The organism is Bifidobacterium magnum (assembly GCF_000741255.1).
Lineage (GTDB): Bacteria > Actinomycetota > Actinomycetes > Actinomycetales > Bifidobacteriaceae > Bifidobacterium > Bifidobacterium magnum.
The window spans coordinates 1-15,318 of sequence record NZ_JGZB01000005.1; the positions used below are offsets into that span (position 1 = coordinate 1).

The following is a 15,318-nucleotide window of genomic DNA, read 5'->3' on the forward strand; positions in this document are numbered from 1 at the left end:
CCCAGCCTGCGCGGCCCGCACAAGCCGCCCAGTCCGCGCAATCGGCCCAGTCCGCGCAAGACATGGCGGACGCCACGGCAAGCTCGGGCTTCGTCATGCACGACTGGACCGAATCGAACCACGTGCCCACCGACATCACGGGCGAGCGCCGCCGCGTGGAACCCGAGCCCGCTTCCAGCGACTCGACCATGGACCGCCAGCCCGCGCAGTCCATGCCGATGGACGAATTCGAAGGCATGATCGACCTGACCTATTCGAAGATGGTCAACGCCGTACAGCGCAACGCGGACGCGCCGCAATCCTCCCCCACCGAAATCATCCACGAAGAAGCGCGCGAACGCGTACAACTCGTAGAAGAAGACGTGACGGGATCGACGGACGTGACCAGCGCCACGAACACGCAGCGCCACGCCGACAACAACACGGAAACCGTCGCCATCCCGCTGCTCGAGCGTGAAGAACGCGCCATGCGCGACGCGCGCGCCGGACTTGAAGCCGACGCCACGCACGACCGCTTGCGCGGACAGTAAATTTACGGTTCGCCCTTCACGATGGCATGGTAAGCAAGTACCATCAAGGTCATCGCATTGGGCGAACCATTATGAAGGAGATTCGCATGGAAATTGAATTGGGTATCCAGAACGCGCCGCGCGCCGTCACTTTCGCCACCGACGCCACGGCCCAGGAAGTCGCCGAAACCATCAAGTCCGCACTCGCGGCCAACGAGCCGATCGAACTGCTCGACAACAAGGGCCGCAACATTCTCGTGCCGGCCAACATGCTGGCCTACGCGGTCATCGGTTCGGAAGCCCGCCACGCCGTAGGCTTCAACAACCTCGACTAATACCTACTTCCACAACGGAATCGCGCCGCGGCGCACGATTTCGCGTACGGTGGCGTCGTCGGTAAGAAACTCGCCCAGCGCGTTGGGTTTGCCCGCGCCATGCCAGTCCGATCCGCCCGTCACCAACAGTTGGTACCGTTCGGCAAGCCCCAGCAGCCGCTCGCGCTGCTCAGGAGGATTGCCACGGTGCCACACCTCGATGCCATCCAATCCCGCATCCGCCATCGCCGCTATCTGCTCATCGCTGAGGACATGCCTGTTGCGGCTCGGATCCGCGGCATGCGCCACCACAATCACACCGCCCGCATCTTCCACGGCATGAATCACGTCAATGGTCGTAGGACTCGGCGTGGGAATGTAATAGGGACTGTGGCTGCTGACCACCCCCGCGAACGCGTCGGAACGCGTGGCATATACGCCCGCCTCCACGAGCGCGTCGGCAATATGCGGCCTGCCCATCGTGGTACGGCCTCCCGCCTTGACCTGCCGGAGCACATCATCCCACGTAATCGGATAATCTTTCGCAATACGCTCGACCATATGCTTCGTGCGCTCCAGCCTGCGCTGGCGCGTACGGGCGAACAAATCGCAAATATGACGGTTGCGCGGATCATACTGGTACGCCAACATGTGCACGGACACGCCCTCATGTTCGGCCGTGATCTCCGTCCCGCGCACCAGTGGAAGGCCTAACTCGCTCGCCGCCTCCTGTGCCGGCACCCAGCCGGCCGTGGTGTCATGGTCCGTAATGGCCACACCATGCAATCCGCGCTCCTTGGCCAGCTCAACCAGCGTACGCGACGTTTCCGTGCCGTCGGAAAACACGGTATGGCAATGCAAATCCCAGCCTGTCTGCGGCGGTTCCTGCGGAATTTCGTACCCACTCATGCTTCCATCGTAGAACGAAATGTCCGCGTTTCCCACAGCATAGCGATTTCATTTGGCCAAGGCGCACTCATTTACTACTGTAGGGAGAGACTACGGGACAGCGACGCGGCACAACGCCCGCAGCGCACAGCCACGCATGAGCATATCCGCAAGAAAGTGGGAACAATGGCGGCACAAATGAACACCACACGCAAAACTCCAGCGGTCCGGCAAGGCTCATACCCGCCAGGATGGCGCAACAGCGCCGGCTGGACGTATTTCATCATGCTGCTCGCCTCCGCGGCCGCACTCATCGTGTCGTTCGTACTGTCCGCGGAAACGCTGCAACTGGCACGCCACCCCAACCAGGCGCTCGGCTGCGACGTGAACGGCACGCTCTCATGCACCACCGTGGCACAATCTTGGCAGTCGGAAATCGTGAAATTCCAAGGATTGAGCTATCCGAACGCGTTCTTCGGCATCGCCGCCGAATCCGTGTTCGTAACCATCGCCGTCATCGGTCTGGCCAAAGTCGTGGTGCCACGCTGGTTCGCGCTATGCACATGGCTGGGCGGCCTGGTGGCGCTCGCGTATTCGTATTGGCTGACGTCGCAGTCGCTGTTCGTGATCCACGCGTTGTGCCCGTGGTGTTTGGGACTGATGGTGGCCACGACGATCCAGTTCATGGCGCTTTCGCACGCCACGGTTACCGTGCAGCAGCTACCCAAACGTTCCAGCAAACTGTATACCTACTACCGCCTGCATTACGACCTGATGGCGGATGTGGTCTGGATCGTGCTCGTGGCCACGGTAATTTTGGTCAAGGACGGCGCCGCGCTGCTGGGTTAGTACGCCCGCGCTGGCGCCGTATGGCAGGCTGACGCACCCCTTGTCGCGGCGTCAGCCGTCCGCCGGACCCGTTCAGTTCTCGAGGAACGGCTTGATGCGGTCGGCCGCCGCGTATCCCTTGCGGTACATCTGTTCCAGGCCTTCGAACGACTTCGACAGCGTGGACAGTCCACACAGGTCGTCGGGCGCGAGAATCAGCACTGTGCCCTCTTGTTCCAGTTTCTGCGCATATTCGACCGCGTCATTGTACGTTTTGTAACGGTTGAGCAGCCGCTCCCCCGCTTGCGGATGGTGGCGGCTCAAAATGCGCGCGGGCGCCACGTCGTGATGCTGTTCACGCGGAATATCCACTTGCCGCGTCAGAATCAGCACAATGCGGTCGTATCCGTCTTCGAGTGCCTTCTTGACAGGCACGGGATCAGCGATGCCGCCGTCGTAATATGGCACTCCGTCCACCACATACGGCGCGCACGCCACGGGGACGGCGCTCGACGCTTTCATGATGTCGAAATCGTCGTAATGGATGCGCGACTTGTCGAAATATTTGGTCGATCCGTCATCCGCATTGCAGGCGACCACGGTAAATCCCGTGGGATTCTTCTCGAATGTTTCGTAATCGACGGGATATTCGCCGTCATGATTGCTCAATGTGGTGTACACATAGTCGAGATTCGCGAAATTGTGGTATTTGATAAACGGTTCGATGCCCGCATATTCCTTGCGGAACGCGTATTCCGTATAGAATTTGTGGTTCCTGCCGTGCTGGCGGGCGATGAATGAAGTGAGATTTGCACTGCCCGCCGAAACGCCGTAACAATGGTCGAATTCAATACCGTCTTCCAGACACCGGTCCAATACGCCGGCCCCGAACACGTCCCTGAATCCGCCGCCCACGTCGATAATCGCCGTTCGATGCTGTTGTTGTGTCACGTTTCTTCCCTCGGTACGACAATAAAAATACCTGCGTATTGAACATACGTAGGTTGCAACGGCTCACGTTCACCGTTAGCGCATGGCCACATCGGCCACGAGTTGCGCGTCTCCGGTAAGCAACACCGTGTTGTCCGTTACGTCAATACGTAGTGTGCCACCTTTGACCGTGACATTCCAGTGGTCCACGCCAGTTTTTGCGCGCAACACAATGGCCGTGGCGCACAATCCCGTGCCGCACGAGAGCGTTTCGCCGCAGCCGCGCTCGAATACGCGCATGGAGGCCTCGCCGTGGTCTTCGCGCGAATCGATTTCATCAATGCGCACGAACTCGACGTTTTGGCCCTCGTCGATTTCAGGATCCACCATGGGCGGCTGAGTAAGATCGAGGTCGGCCAATACAGGCAGCGACGAATACGCGTCTTCGATCACGGCCACCACATGCGGGTTGCCCATATCCACGAACGTGCCCTGAGCTTTGCCGGAAGCGTGGTTCACGGTTACGGTGTACTGGTCCAGCTCGCCGATCTTCCAGGCGCCCATGTTCACGCGGAACACATGCTCGCCCAATCCCTGCACTTGGCCGAGCGAAGCAATGCGCTTGACTCCCGAACGCGTGCCCAGCGCGAATTCTTCGCCGTCCTTGAGCGTCACGAGCTTCTGGTCCATCGCGAAGCGCGTAGTGGCACGCGTACCGTTGCCGCACATTTGCGCCAGCGAACCGTCGGCGTTGCGGTAGTCCATGAACCATTCGGCGCCCTCCTGCTGCAGGGCCTCGACCTGTTCGGCGCTCAAGTCGCGCACATACTGGGGATGCGTTACGCGGATGACGCCGTCGGCACCAATGCCGAAATGACGGTCACAAATGTCCTCGACTTCCCTAGCCGTGGGATCATACTGGCCATCTTCATCGACGTACAGCACAAAATCATTGCCTGTGGCCTGTGCTTTGGTCACATTCTTTGGAATACTCATAGTGCCCACTGTAGTGATTGCGCACGGGATTGTAAGCGTTCTATCCCAGAAGCGAGCAGCACGGACCGGGGTGCGCCCGGAAACGTGGGCGTCATACGTGGCTCCTACGATTGCCTTCAGCAAATGAAGCGATTCAAGGAGCATCATGACTTCCAACGCGCCAATTGGCATCTTCGATTCCGGCTTGGGCGGACTTTCCGTAGTGCGACAAATCCGTGAGGACATGCCTCACGAGCGGCTCATGTTTTTCGGGGACTCGGCGAACGCTCCTTATGGCACCAAATCCGTGGAAGAGGTGCGTCGCCTCTCGTTCGACATTGTGGAACGCTTCGTGCAACAGGGCGTCAAGGCCGTGGTGATCGCTTGCAATACCGCCACTTCCGCCGCCGCTACCGAATTGCGTGAGCATTACGATATTCCGATTATCGGCATGGAGCCCGCGCTGAAAGTCGCGGCCGACGCGGGCCACGGCGAGCGCCAGAACATTATTGTGGCCGCTACTCCGCTGACGTTGCGCGAGCGCAAGTTCGCCAAGCTTATGCACCGTTTCGAGCGCGACCATACGATTTACAAGCAGCCGTGCCCCGAGCTGGTGGAGATTGTGGAGCAGGGCGAGCTCGACGACCGCGAGCGTGTGATGGCCACGCTGCATGGCTATTTTGACTCGTACGATTTGGACGCGACGGACGCTGTGGTGCTCGGTTGCACGCATTTCGTGTTCTATCGCGACTATTTCCGTGAGCTGTTGCCGCAGGGCACGGCGATTATTGACGGCAACGAGGGCACGTCCCACCATTTGCAGGTGGTGCTGGAGTCTCTGGGCGCGTTGGCGGATGAAAATCAGGAGGGGTCCGTTTCCATTGCGAATTCCAGTTCCAGCGACCGTATGATCCAGCTTTCCGAATACTTGTTGCACCGCTGAGCGTATGAGTCGTCCAGTTCGGATCGGATTCTTGAACGGTCTTGAACAGTCTTGAATCCAGGACCGCTACGCCTCGACAATCCTCTGTGAGCCTACGGCTTCTAGCCGTAGGCTCATTGTGTATAGGGCGCCTAGAATACCAACCAATATACGTTTGATTGTGTTGGGAGACGCTATGACTTTATCTTCTTCTCAAGCGCCCGCGCAGCCTGTGTACTCGTCGTTGGACGATGTGCAACAGCAGGCGGCGCGCATGCGCGAATTCTTCGGTACCGGGCAGTCCCGTGATCTCAAGCACCGCAAGCAGGCGCTTACGGACATGAAGCAGTGGCTTAAGGCCCATGAAAAGGAAGTGCTGCAGGCGCTTCACCAGGATCTGGGCAAGGCCGCTTACGAAAGCTATATCACCGAGCTAGGCCTCGTGTATGAGGAAATCGATTTGTGCTTGCGCCATATGCGCGGTTGGGCTGAACCCAAGCGTGTGCCCACGCCCATGACGATGTTCCCGTCCACGTCTACCGTGTATCCGTACCCGTATGGCGTGGTGCTCGTGCTCTCTCCTTGGAACTATCCGTTGCAGCTGGCGCTCGTGCCCATGGTGGACGCCATCGCCGCTGGCAATTGCGTGGCGTTCAAGCCCGCCCGTGAATCGGCGGCCACTTCCGCCATGCTTATCCGCATGGCCCAGGAAGTGTTCGATCCGCAGTTCGTGTGCGGCATTCCGGGTTCCGACCATATGAACGACTGGATTCTGGCCACGCAGTGGGATTACATCATGTTTACGGGTTCCCCGCGTATCGGCAAGGTGGTCATGGCTGCCGCGGCGCAGTTCCTTACTCCCGTCACGCTGGAATTGGGCGGCAAGAGCCCGTGCATCGTCAACGACGATGCCAACCTCAAGGTGGCGGCCGACCGCATCGCATGGGGCAAGGGCATCAATTCGGGCCAGACGTGCGTGGCGCCCGACTATCTGCTCGTGCAGGAGAATGTGGCGCAGAAGCTTACCGAGCTCATCAAGGAAGCGTGGACGCGCTACTACGGCGAAGACGCGCTGGACAGCCCGATTTGGCCGCATATGATCAGCGACAAGCATTTCAAGCGCGTGATGGGACTGATCACGAACCGCAACGCCGATTCGAAGATTCTGTGCGGCGGCGAAGGCGACGAGACGACGCTGAAGATTGAGCCGACCATGCTTTCGAACATCACGCTGAAGGATCCTGTGATGGGTGAGGAAATCTTCGGCCCCGTGCTTCCCGTGATCACGTTCAAGACGTTGGACGAGGCGTTCGGCATTGTCCGCTCGTTCCCAGATCCGCTGGCATGCTACATCTTCTCCGAGTCCAAGCGCGTGCAGCAGCGCGTCATCGACGAACTGCAGTTTGGCGGCATGTCCATCAACGACGTGTGCGTGCACCTGTCGAACCCGAACATGGGCTTCGGCGGCGTGGGCAACTCGGGTATGGGCGCCTACCACGGCAAGGTCGGTTTCGATACGTTCACGCATTACAAGTCCACGATGAACCACAGCACGAAGATGGACATCGATGTGCGCTATCCTCCGTTCACCGCGGAGAAGAAGAACCTCGCCCGCAAGCTCATGGGCTGAGTTCGCAGTCGAATATACGAGAGGGGCGGCACCCATTGGATGCCGCCCCTTTCATATATGCCGGACCATATGCCGGCGTAGACGCCGAGTTATTGGATCCCGTCAGGAAATATCCTGCAGCAGGTTCACGGTGTGATGCAGCTTCTTCGTCCACACAAGGTAGAAGATGATGCCGATCACGAGCCAGCTCGTGCCGATGATCCACACGGTCGCACCCAGCGACGCGAAGATGACGAAGGTGACGATCGCGCCGATAATCGGGAAGACGATCGTGCGCCAGAACTGGCCGTGGCCAAGCATCTTCTGCTTGATGCCCAAGCCCCACAGCACGGTGATGTTGAGCATGAAGTAGGTGGACAGTGCGCCGTAGTTGCTGATCTTGGCGCCCGTATCCATGCCCAGCGGCAGGATCACGAACAGCAGCACGAGGCTGACGATCGCGCAGAACAGCGTAGAGATGATCGGGACGGAGTTCTTCTTGCCGATCCGGGCGAGCGGCTTGGGCAATGCGCCATCACGCGCCATGACATACAGCAGGCGCGAAATGGCCGTCAAGCCGGACAGTGACGTGAACAGACCCAGCGCCAACGCATTGGCCACCGCGCACAGCACGCCCAGCCAGCTGCCGGCGAGCGCCGCCACCTGGTAGAAGCCGTTCGTGGCGTTGCCCGCCATGATGCCGCCGTTCGGGTCCATGCAGACCGTCAGCCAGCTCATCGCCATGTACAGGATGCCGAGCACGAGCACGATCCAGATCATGGCCTTCGGCGGCGACTTGCGCGGAGACACGCATTCGCCGTCCAGCGTCACGATGGAACCGAAGCCCACGAACGACAGCGCGCACAGCGAGACGGAGCTCATGACGGCGCTGAATTCGAAGTGGCCCGGGTTGTAGAACGCATGCATGTTGAAGTGCGCGACGTTCGGGTTCTTGATCACGTAGATCACGCCGAAGATGAAGAACAGCGCGAGCACAATCAGTTCGGCCGCGAGCGCCAGCTTGTCCACGAGCACCGTGGCGCCCATGCCGCGCAGGGAAATGACAGTGATGAACGCAAGGAACACCACGCACCATACCCAGATCGGGACTCCCGGAAGGTATTCATGAATGGCCTCGCCGGCCATGATGAGCATGACGGCAGGCGTGATCAGGTATTGCAGGATCATCAGCCAGCCGACTACGAAGCCGACAGGCGTATTGATCTCGTGCGACGCATAAATGTAGATGCTGCCGCTCGACGGGAATCGCGGCACCATCATGCCGAACGAAAGCGCCGTGAACAGCATGGCTACCATGCCGATGAAGTATGCGAGCGCCGGCATGCCGTTCGATACGTCGTATACGGACGCGAGAATCGAGAACGGCGCGATCGGCACCATGAAAATCATGCCGAAGATGATCAGGTCGCTCGTTTTCAGCGTACGCTTCAGACCGCCGTTGTGCGGAATGCGTTTGCCGTCTTCATCAACTTTGTGTGTCGGCAGTTCCGGCACACCCGTGTCGACGCCGCCTGAAGGCAGCGTCAAATCGTCCGCGGAAGGTGTTGCGGACGTTGCAGCTTTGGCGGAAGCTGGTGCTTTCGCGGGAGCTGGCGATTGAGTATTAACAGTCATAATCATTTCCCCATGTGAGTATGTGCATCCCAGCGTAGTCTTCACATACTCGCCGAATTCGGGATTTTGCTGCACACGAATGGGAATCGCCGTATACTTCCGCTCTGGGCATGACACGCATGCGGATGCTGCAAGCAGTACCGTATGGAAATCATCACATTGTATTGGTCTATATCTGGTTCTAGAGTTTGTGGGCTGTACTGGGTTTGCGTCAATTGGGACGTACCGGTGCTGCGTTAGTTCAGAAAGAGAGTAGTGAGTCATGCTCATTCGCCATGCGACTTTGGACGACCTCGACGCGCTGTCCACTATGGAAAACGCATGTTTTCCGCCTCAGGACGCCGCGGATCAGGAAAAGCTCGCTGCTCGTATCGAAGCGTATCCCGACCATTTTTGGCTGCTGATCAATACCGATCCAGACAAGCAGGGCGTCTCGTTCCCCGCGCGCGTGGAGGAAGGTCCGCTTGTCAGTTTTATCAATGGTCCCGCGTCCCAGGATCCGGACATTACCGACCCCATGTTTTCCGACGTTTCCATGCATGACGAACGTGGCGCATGGCAGATGATCCTCGGCATCGACACGGCTCCCGTGTATCAGCATCACGGTTGCGGCGGCTACCTGTTGCGCCGAGTGATTCTCGATTCCGCGTTGAACGGCCGCAAGGGCATCGTGCTCGTATGCCGTGAAAAGCTCGTGAAGTTCTACCACGAGTTCGGTTTTATGGATGAGAAGATCAGTCCGTCCACACGCAGCAATACGACGTGGCACCAGATGCGCCTGCTGCTGAACATGGACGAGCAGTCCGCCGTCGAACAGTTCGGCGACGATGCTCCGGAAGCGCTGGAACTTGCCCATGACAGCATCAGCCGCGCCATGCGTGAGACCACGCAATATATCGATCGTGAGGAAGCTGTCACGGGCCGCATTCCCGTACTCTCGCGCCGGTGATCCGCCGATCGCCCGCTTTCGCGTTCACAATGCGAACACTCTGCAAAACATTTGCATATATGGATGTATCGCGCTCCCCTTTTCAGTACACTATTGGTCAGTTGTCGCGCGTTCGTTGCGTTTTGCGCACGCCGCGCCACCATGTGAGTGACTCGTGAATCGTATAAGAAAGGGGCGTATTGAATGGTCGTTCGTTCGCATGCCATGTTCCAGCTGCCGCATGATTATGTTGCGCTGGATATTGAGACGACGGGTTTCAGCCCGCGTAGCGCCGGCATTACGGAAGTTGGCGCCGTCAAAATCCATGACGGCAAGATTACGGACACATTTTCCCAGTTGATCAATCCGAACTGTTCCATTCCCGCGAATGTGACGCGACTTACGGGGATCGACAACGATCTGGTGTGCGACCAGCCCGGCATCGACATCGTATTGCCGGATTTTGTCGATTGGATCGACGACTACCCCATTATCGGGCACAATGTCCGCTTCGATCTGTCATTTTTGTGCGAAGCCGCACGCCATGTGTACGGCCACGCCCATCATTTTGAACGTCCGTCCATTGACACGATGGCCATTGACAAGCGGCTGTTCCCCGCGAAACGCCACCGTCTTGTCGATCTGATCATGCGTTACGGAATCGCCGACAATGAGCAGCACCGTGCGCTGAGCGACGCCACGCAAACGTATCAGTGTCTTGAATGGCAGCGCCGCTATATCAAGGTCGCCGATTCCACGAAACTTCCGTTCCATATTTAGTATTCAATTATTTACAGTCCGTACCGCGCCGTATATACGATGCCGTAGATCGCGACCGCAATAATGGCGACGGCCGCGATCCGCTCGCGCGGCGTGAACAATTGGACGACGGATCCGTGCGCACCGGACTGGCGCCGGCCCGCAATAAACAGTCCGATACCGCACACATAGACGACGCACACCATGCTCAGGTAGTGCAATCCCGCCGCGGATACGAGGAACAGCGCAAACAGCGTGCCGAGAATGCCGACGGCGAATCCATATTTCTGGGAGAACGTGCAGTGCTCGGGCCACAGCTGCTTGGGACGGCTCACTTTGACCAGGTACATGCAGCACAACAGATAGCACGGCATGGCCAGCGTGGCCGTAATCGACGTGATCGTGTTCCACACGTTGTTTCCCAAGAAATACGTGAGAATGAACAGCACTTGGCAAATGATCGTCGCCACAAGCATGGAGTTGCGCGGCGCGCCATGCTTGTTGACATACGTGAACATGCGCGGATACAGGCCGTCTTTGGCGCCGTAATACGGCATCTGGCTCAGCATGACCATCCAAACGAGCATGGCGAATAGTACGGAAATGATGATGCCCACCGTCACTACGGTCCTGCCCCACGGGCCCACTACGGCCGCAAGCAACGCGGCCATGGCTGGATTGTCGATTTGCGCGATTTGTTCGGCACTGAACGAGCCGAGCGGCAACAACGACACTAGCGTGTAAAGCGTGAGCACGCCGATGAATCCCGTGACGGTGGCCTTGGACACGGCCTGCTGGCTTTTCGCCTCGCCCGACACCACTACGGCGCCTTCAATGCCGATGAATAGCCAGAGCGTCACCAGCATGGAGCTGGACACCTGGTGGAACACGCTGTCCCAATGGAACGCGAGCGGCTGGCCTTGGGCGTTGAAACCCCAGAAGCCGTAGAGGAATACCGACAATTTGAATGCGGCGATCATGGCCACGAGAAAAATGGCGATCGGAATGAGTTTGCACACGGTGCCGATAATGTAGACAACCTTGTTGCTGCGGATGCCGCGGCATCCGAACAGGAACGAGAGCCATACCACGGCCGAAGCCGTGATGATGGCGGGAACGGTGTTGCCGTCGCCGAAAATCGGAATGAACGCGTTCAACGTGGACGTGAGCAGAATGCCGTAGGCCACGAGCGCGCAACAATTGCAGATCCAATAGCCGAAGGAGACGAGGAATCCCGCGAAACGGCCGAACCCCTGATACGCGTAGTTATACATGCCGTCATTGAGTTCGGGATGCACGTTCGCGAGCACGCGGAACATCGTGGCGATGAACCACATGCCGATGCCCGTGATGAACCAGGCGATGATCTGGCCGCCGGCGGACGTGTGCTGACTCAGGTTTTGAGGCAAATCGAAAATGCCGCCGCCCACCATCGCGGAGATGATGATGGCCACCAGTCCGAGCACGCCGACTTTGCCGGCCTCATGCGATGGTTCGTGCGAAGATTGCCCGGTTGCGGAAGAATGGGAAGTGGTCGCTTCTTTACCTGAAGCTTGCCGTTGCATACTATCGCCCGTCTCTTGATCTGTAGTTCAAGGAGTGGTGCGCATGGCGGTAAGTGTGCCATGCGCACCACTCCCTGGTCATGTTTATAGGGGAATGTGCTGGCCCGCAAGCATGTCGCGCGTGTTGCGGTTAGTGCAGCAGGCCGCTCGCCGTATATACGAGGCCGACGATGCCCGCGCAAATCACGAGCACGAGCAGCACGCGCTCCTTTGGCGTGAAAATGCGCCGGTCTTTCAATCCCGGCTGTTCACACTGTTTGCGTCCAACCATGAAAATCGGAATGCCGATCGCATAGATGATGCACGCGAGCATAAGGTAATGCAAGCCAGCGGAATATATGAGGAACAGCGAGAAGAACGTGCCGATGATTCCCGTAACCAGAGCGTAGGTGCGCGAGAACTGGCTCGTAGCCTTCCATTGTCCCCTGGCAATTTTCCACAGGAACAGGCAGCACAGCAGATAGCACGGCATCGACATGACCGACGTGATGGAAATCATGTGGCTCCATGCGTCGCCCGGCACAAAATGGCAGATGATCAGCAGGACCTGGCAGATGCAGGCGCTGACGAGCAGCGAATAGTATGCAGCACCGCGCGAGTTTGTTTTACGGAATATCTTCGGGAAAATGCCGTCATAGGACGCGAACAACGGCATTTGGCTGAGCATGACAAGCCAGACAAGCCATGCGGACAATACAGAAATAATGACGCCCGCGTTCACCACAATGCCGCCCCAGCTGCCGACGGCCTTGTCCATGATGACGGCCATGGACGGGTTCGACATGCCGCCAATGGTCTGGTAATTGTAGACGCCCAATGGCAACAGCGAGACAAGCACATACATGAACAGCACGGCGAGATAGCCGAAGGTCGTGGCCTTGGACACGTCTTTTTGGCTTTTCGCGCTGCCCGAGATGACCACGGCGCCTTCCACGCCAATGAACAGCCACAGCGTGACCATCATGGTCCCAGACACCTGGTCCATCACGTTGGACAGGTTGAAGTGCAAAGGCTGCCCCGAAGCGCTCATGCCCCAGAATCCGTGCAGGAACGTGCCAAGCTCAAACATCGTGATCATGGCCACAATGAAAATGAGTACGGGCACGATTTTGCAAATGGTGCCGATCACGTTCAGCGCCACATTGGATTTGGTGCCGCGCAGCGTGAGCAGGAACATGAGCCAGATGATGATCGAGGCTCCCAGCACCGCCCACACCGTATTGCCGCCCGCGAAGGTGCCCGGGAAGAAGAAGTTCAGCGTGCTCATGATCAGCACGCCATAGGCGACGAGCGAGAAGCAGTTGCAGATCCAGTACCCGTAGGCTACGAGGAATCCGACGAACTTGCCGAAGCCCTTGTATGCATACGTGTACAGACCGTTTTTCAGTTCGGGGCGTTCGCGTGTAAGGATGCGGAACGTGTTCGCAATGAACCACATGCCCACGCCCGTGATAATCCAGGCGATAATCTGGCCGCCCGCGGACGCCGATGCGGACATGTTTTGCGGCAGCGAATAAATGCCGCCGCCCACCATGGCAGAAATCACCACACCGACAAGGCCTATAAGGCCCACCTGTTTAGCGGAGGTATTGGGTTTATCGGACTTATGGGATTTATCGACCCCGGGACCATGATACTTGTTATGGTCTTCCCCATGCTGGTGGTTGTCGGCATGGATAGCCGGAGCAACACCAGCGCCCTGCTTTCGGGCGGCGGAGGAAGCGTTCATAACAAGGGTATTTTGGTCGAAACGGGTCGATTGACTCATGGTTCTTCCTTCAAGGTCGGGATTGATCGATTTCCCTACGTGTTCAGGCCGATCGCCGGGACAGGTTCCTGACAGGTCATATGCCCATTTCATAACCTGTCTGCCGGCGGTAGATGCCAAAACAGCGCGGAACGGTCTTCAGCGTACAACCCGTCAAGAACAAGCATTCCGTATATATGCATGCATATTCAGCATGGTAAAGGGGGCATGAATCGGCCGACTTTGTAGTTTTTCCGTATGTTGGCGATTTGCGCGTTTTATTTCTGTCACAACGTTTTATGCCCTGTATCTTTTTCTGTGCTTAAAATTTTGCGGATTATTGTTCGCGCGTGTTGCGCATACGCGATTGCATAATATTCCGCTTCGTCTTTGCCTCAAAATGTAGAAGAGGATAAGAATCCGGAACTTTTAGAACCGTTTCCGGTATCTCCTTCTGCATTTTGAGACATGAAACCCGGCGTGTCTGTCGCAAAATGCAGAAGAACATGCGGAAATTGGAGAGAGTACGGAATATCGGTACCGCCCACGGAACAACGCTGATAAGCTGCCTTATGAGGGATCCTAACCATCTTCAGTTCCATACAAACGCTAGGAAAGGGGCATATATGGAAGATACCGTGTTTAATAATGTGGTCCGCGCTTTCGCCGCGCTGCCAGAGGTGGAGGCCATCGCGTTGGGTGGCAGCCGCGTAACCTCGCAGTTCGATGCCAGCAGCGATTATGACTTGTATATTTATGTGGCCCATCCGATTGATGTGGATATCCGGCGCGATCTGTTGCGGCAATACTGTTCCTATATCGAGCTCGACAATCAATATTGGGAAACCGAGGACGACTGCGTCCTGGCTAATGGGATTCCGATCGACATTCTTTACCGCAACTTGGCCGATATTTCCAGCCAGGTCGAGCAGGTCAAACACGGACTCGCCTATAACGGATACACGACCTGCGTGTGGAACAACATTGTTACCAGCAAAGTTCTGTATGATGCGGAGGGAAAGTATACGGCGCTCAAGGAATCGCTGGAGATCCCGTATCCGGAAACGTTGCGGAAGAATATTATTGAGAAAAATAGGAACCTGCTGTCCGGCCAGTTGCCGTCCTATGACCAGCAGATCCGCAAAGCCGTCCAGCGCCAGGATCTTCCGTCCGTCAGTCACCGGACGGCCGCGTTCATAGAATCCTATTTCGATATTTTGTTTGCGTTGAATCGAATGTTCCATCCGGGTGAGAAGCGCATGATGGAAAAGTTGCGGAACGCTCCCCTGCTTCCCGATCAGTTCGAGGAGAATTTGCGTACACTATTCGCGACTGAATTTACAGATCCAGACGCATTTTTGCAGACATTGCAGCAGATTATTGACAATCTCGATCGATTGCTGGAGCAAGATCGAGTAAATGAATAATCCGGATTATGTGTCCGGATATGAGAAGAGCCCTTGTCCGTCAGGACAAGGGCTCTTTAACGTTTGAATGCGGCGGCGTGTTACTCTCCCACACCCTACCGGGTGCAGTACCATCACCGTGCCAGGCCTTAGCTACCGGGTTCGGAAAGGGACCGGGCGTCTCTCCTGGGCCATGGCCGCCGCAAAAACCAGTCGTTGGCGTGGCGGTCCGGGAACCGGCTAATGGACGCGAGCGCACAAGGGAAATGTCCGTGCTATATCCGATCAATGCTGTTTCTTATG

The 15,318-nt window shown here is 57.5% G+C and carries 14 protein-coding genes, 1 rRNA gene and 1 pseudogene; 9 read left to right on the top strand and 7 right to left on the bottom strand.

What is annotated here, in order from left to right; genetic code table 11:
* Both BMAGN_RS08410 and BMAGN_RS05740 read left to right on the top strand, forming a co-directional pair.
* Positions 1-530: pseudogene (locus BMAGN_RS08410) on the top strand (hypothetical protein); the annotation flags it as partial.
* An 86-nt stretch (positions 531-616) separates the two neighbouring features.
* Entirely contained in the window at positions 617-844 is a 228-nt protein-coding gene (locus tag BMAGN_RS05740) for a DUF3107 domain-containing protein (RefSeq protein ID WP_022859539.1), read from the top strand.
* A gap of 3 nt (positions 845-847) precedes the next feature.
* On the opposite strand, the gene BMAGN_RS05745 is transcribed toward BMAGN_RS05740, so the two are convergent.
* Positions 848-1,732, bottom strand: a complete 885-nt coding sequence (locus BMAGN_RS05745; RefSeq protein WP_026501954.1) for a PHP domain-containing protein — start codon at positions 1,730-1,732, stop codon at positions 848-850.
* A 165-nt stretch (positions 1,733-1,897) separates the two neighbouring features.
* On the opposite strand from BMAGN_RS05745, the gene BMAGN_RS05750 reads away from it, so the two are divergent.
* Positions 1,898-2,560 (top strand): vitamin K epoxide reductase family protein, encoded by a 663-nt coding sequence (locus tag BMAGN_RS05750; RefSeq protein ID WP_026501953.1) that lies wholly within the window; start codon positions 1,898-1,900, stop codon positions 2,558-2,560.
* 72 nt (positions 2,561-2,632) lie between these two features.
* Here the strand turns inward: BMAGN_RS05750 and BMAGN_RS05755 are convergent, their stop codons facing one another.
* Positions 2,633-3,490, bottom strand: coding sequence for a patatin-like phospholipase family protein (locus BMAGN_RS05755; protein WP_022859536.1), 858 nt, complete (start codon positions 3,488-3,490; stop codon positions 2,633-2,635).
* Positions 3,491-3,565: 75 nt separating this feature from the next.
* Positions 3,566-4,465, bottom strand: coding sequence for a diaminopimelate epimerase (gene dapF, locus BMAGN_RS05760; protein WP_026501951.1), 900 nt, complete (start codon positions 4,463-4,465; stop codon positions 3,566-3,568).
* Between the two features lie 145 nt (positions 4,466-4,610).
* On the opposite strand from dapF, the gene murI reads away from it, so the two are divergent.
* Together murI and BMAGN_RS05770 are read left to right on the top strand one after the other, a co-directional pair.
* A complete protein-coding gene (murI, locus tag BMAGN_RS05765) occupies positions 4,611-5,387 on the top strand; it encodes a glutamate racemase (protein ID WP_022859534.1) in 777 nt (258 codons plus the stop codon).
* A 175-nt stretch (positions 5,388-5,562) separates the two neighbouring features.
* Positions 5,563-6,996 (top strand): aldehyde dehydrogenase, encoded by a 1,434-nt coding sequence (locus BMAGN_RS05770; RefSeq protein WP_022859533.1) that lies wholly within the window; start codon positions 5,563-5,565, stop codon positions 6,994-6,996.
* Between the two features lie 102 nt (positions 6,997-7,098).
* Here the strand turns inward: BMAGN_RS05770 and BMAGN_RS05775 are convergent, their stop codons facing one another.
* Positions 7,099-8,610, bottom strand: a complete 1,512-nt coding sequence (locus BMAGN_RS05775) for an APC family permease (protein ID WP_081640862.1) — start codon at positions 8,608-8,610, stop codon at positions 7,099-7,101.
* 262 nt (positions 8,611-8,872) lie between these two features.
* Between BMAGN_RS05775 and BMAGN_RS05780 the strand changes: the two genes are divergently transcribed.
* Positions 8,873-9,559 (top strand): GNAT family N-acetyltransferase, encoded by a 687-nt coding sequence (locus BMAGN_RS05780; RefSeq protein WP_022859531.1) that lies wholly within the window; start codon positions 8,873-8,875, stop codon positions 9,557-9,559.
* Between the two features lie 183 nt (positions 9,560-9,742).
* A complete protein-coding gene (locus BMAGN_RS05785) occupies positions 9,743-10,318 on the top strand; it encodes a 3'-5' exonuclease (RefSeq protein WP_022859530.1) in 576 nt (191 codons plus the stop codon).
* 11 nt (positions 10,319-10,329) lie between these two features.
* Here the strand turns inward: BMAGN_RS05785 and BMAGN_RS05790 are convergent, their stop codons facing one another.
* Entirely contained in the window at positions 10,330-11,862 is a 1,533-nt protein-coding gene (locus BMAGN_RS05790) for a basic amino acid/polyamine antiporter (RefSeq protein WP_022859529.1), read from the bottom strand.
* 130 nt (positions 11,863-11,992) lie between these two features.
* Entirely contained in the window at positions 11,993-13,591 is a 1,599-nt protein-coding gene (locus BMAGN_RS05795) for a basic amino acid/polyamine antiporter (RefSeq protein WP_081640861.1), read from the bottom strand.
* Between BMAGN_RS05795 and BMAGN_RS08415 the strand changes: the two genes are divergently transcribed.
* Both BMAGN_RS08415 and BMAGN_RS05805 read left to right on the top strand, forming a co-directional pair.
* Positions 13,517-13,702, top strand: a complete 186-nt coding sequence (locus BMAGN_RS08415) for a hypothetical protein (RefSeq protein ID WP_162151494.1) — start codon at positions 13,517-13,519, stop codon at positions 13,700-13,702. The two genes, BMAGN_RS05795 and BMAGN_RS08415, sit on opposite strands and share 75 nt — an antisense overlap.
* Before the next feature lie 533 nt (positions 13,703-14,235).
* Positions 14,236-15,036, top strand: a complete 801-nt coding sequence (locus tag BMAGN_RS05805; protein ID WP_022859527.1) for a DUF4037 domain-containing protein — start codon at positions 14,236-14,238, stop codon at positions 15,034-15,036.
* A gap of 67 nt (positions 15,037-15,103) precedes the next feature.
* Here BMAGN_RS05805 and rrf read toward each other — a convergent pair.
* Positions 15,104-15,220 (bottom strand): 5S ribosomal RNA (gene rrf, locus BMAGN_RS05810).
* Positions 15,221-15,318: the final 98 nt, after the last annotated feature.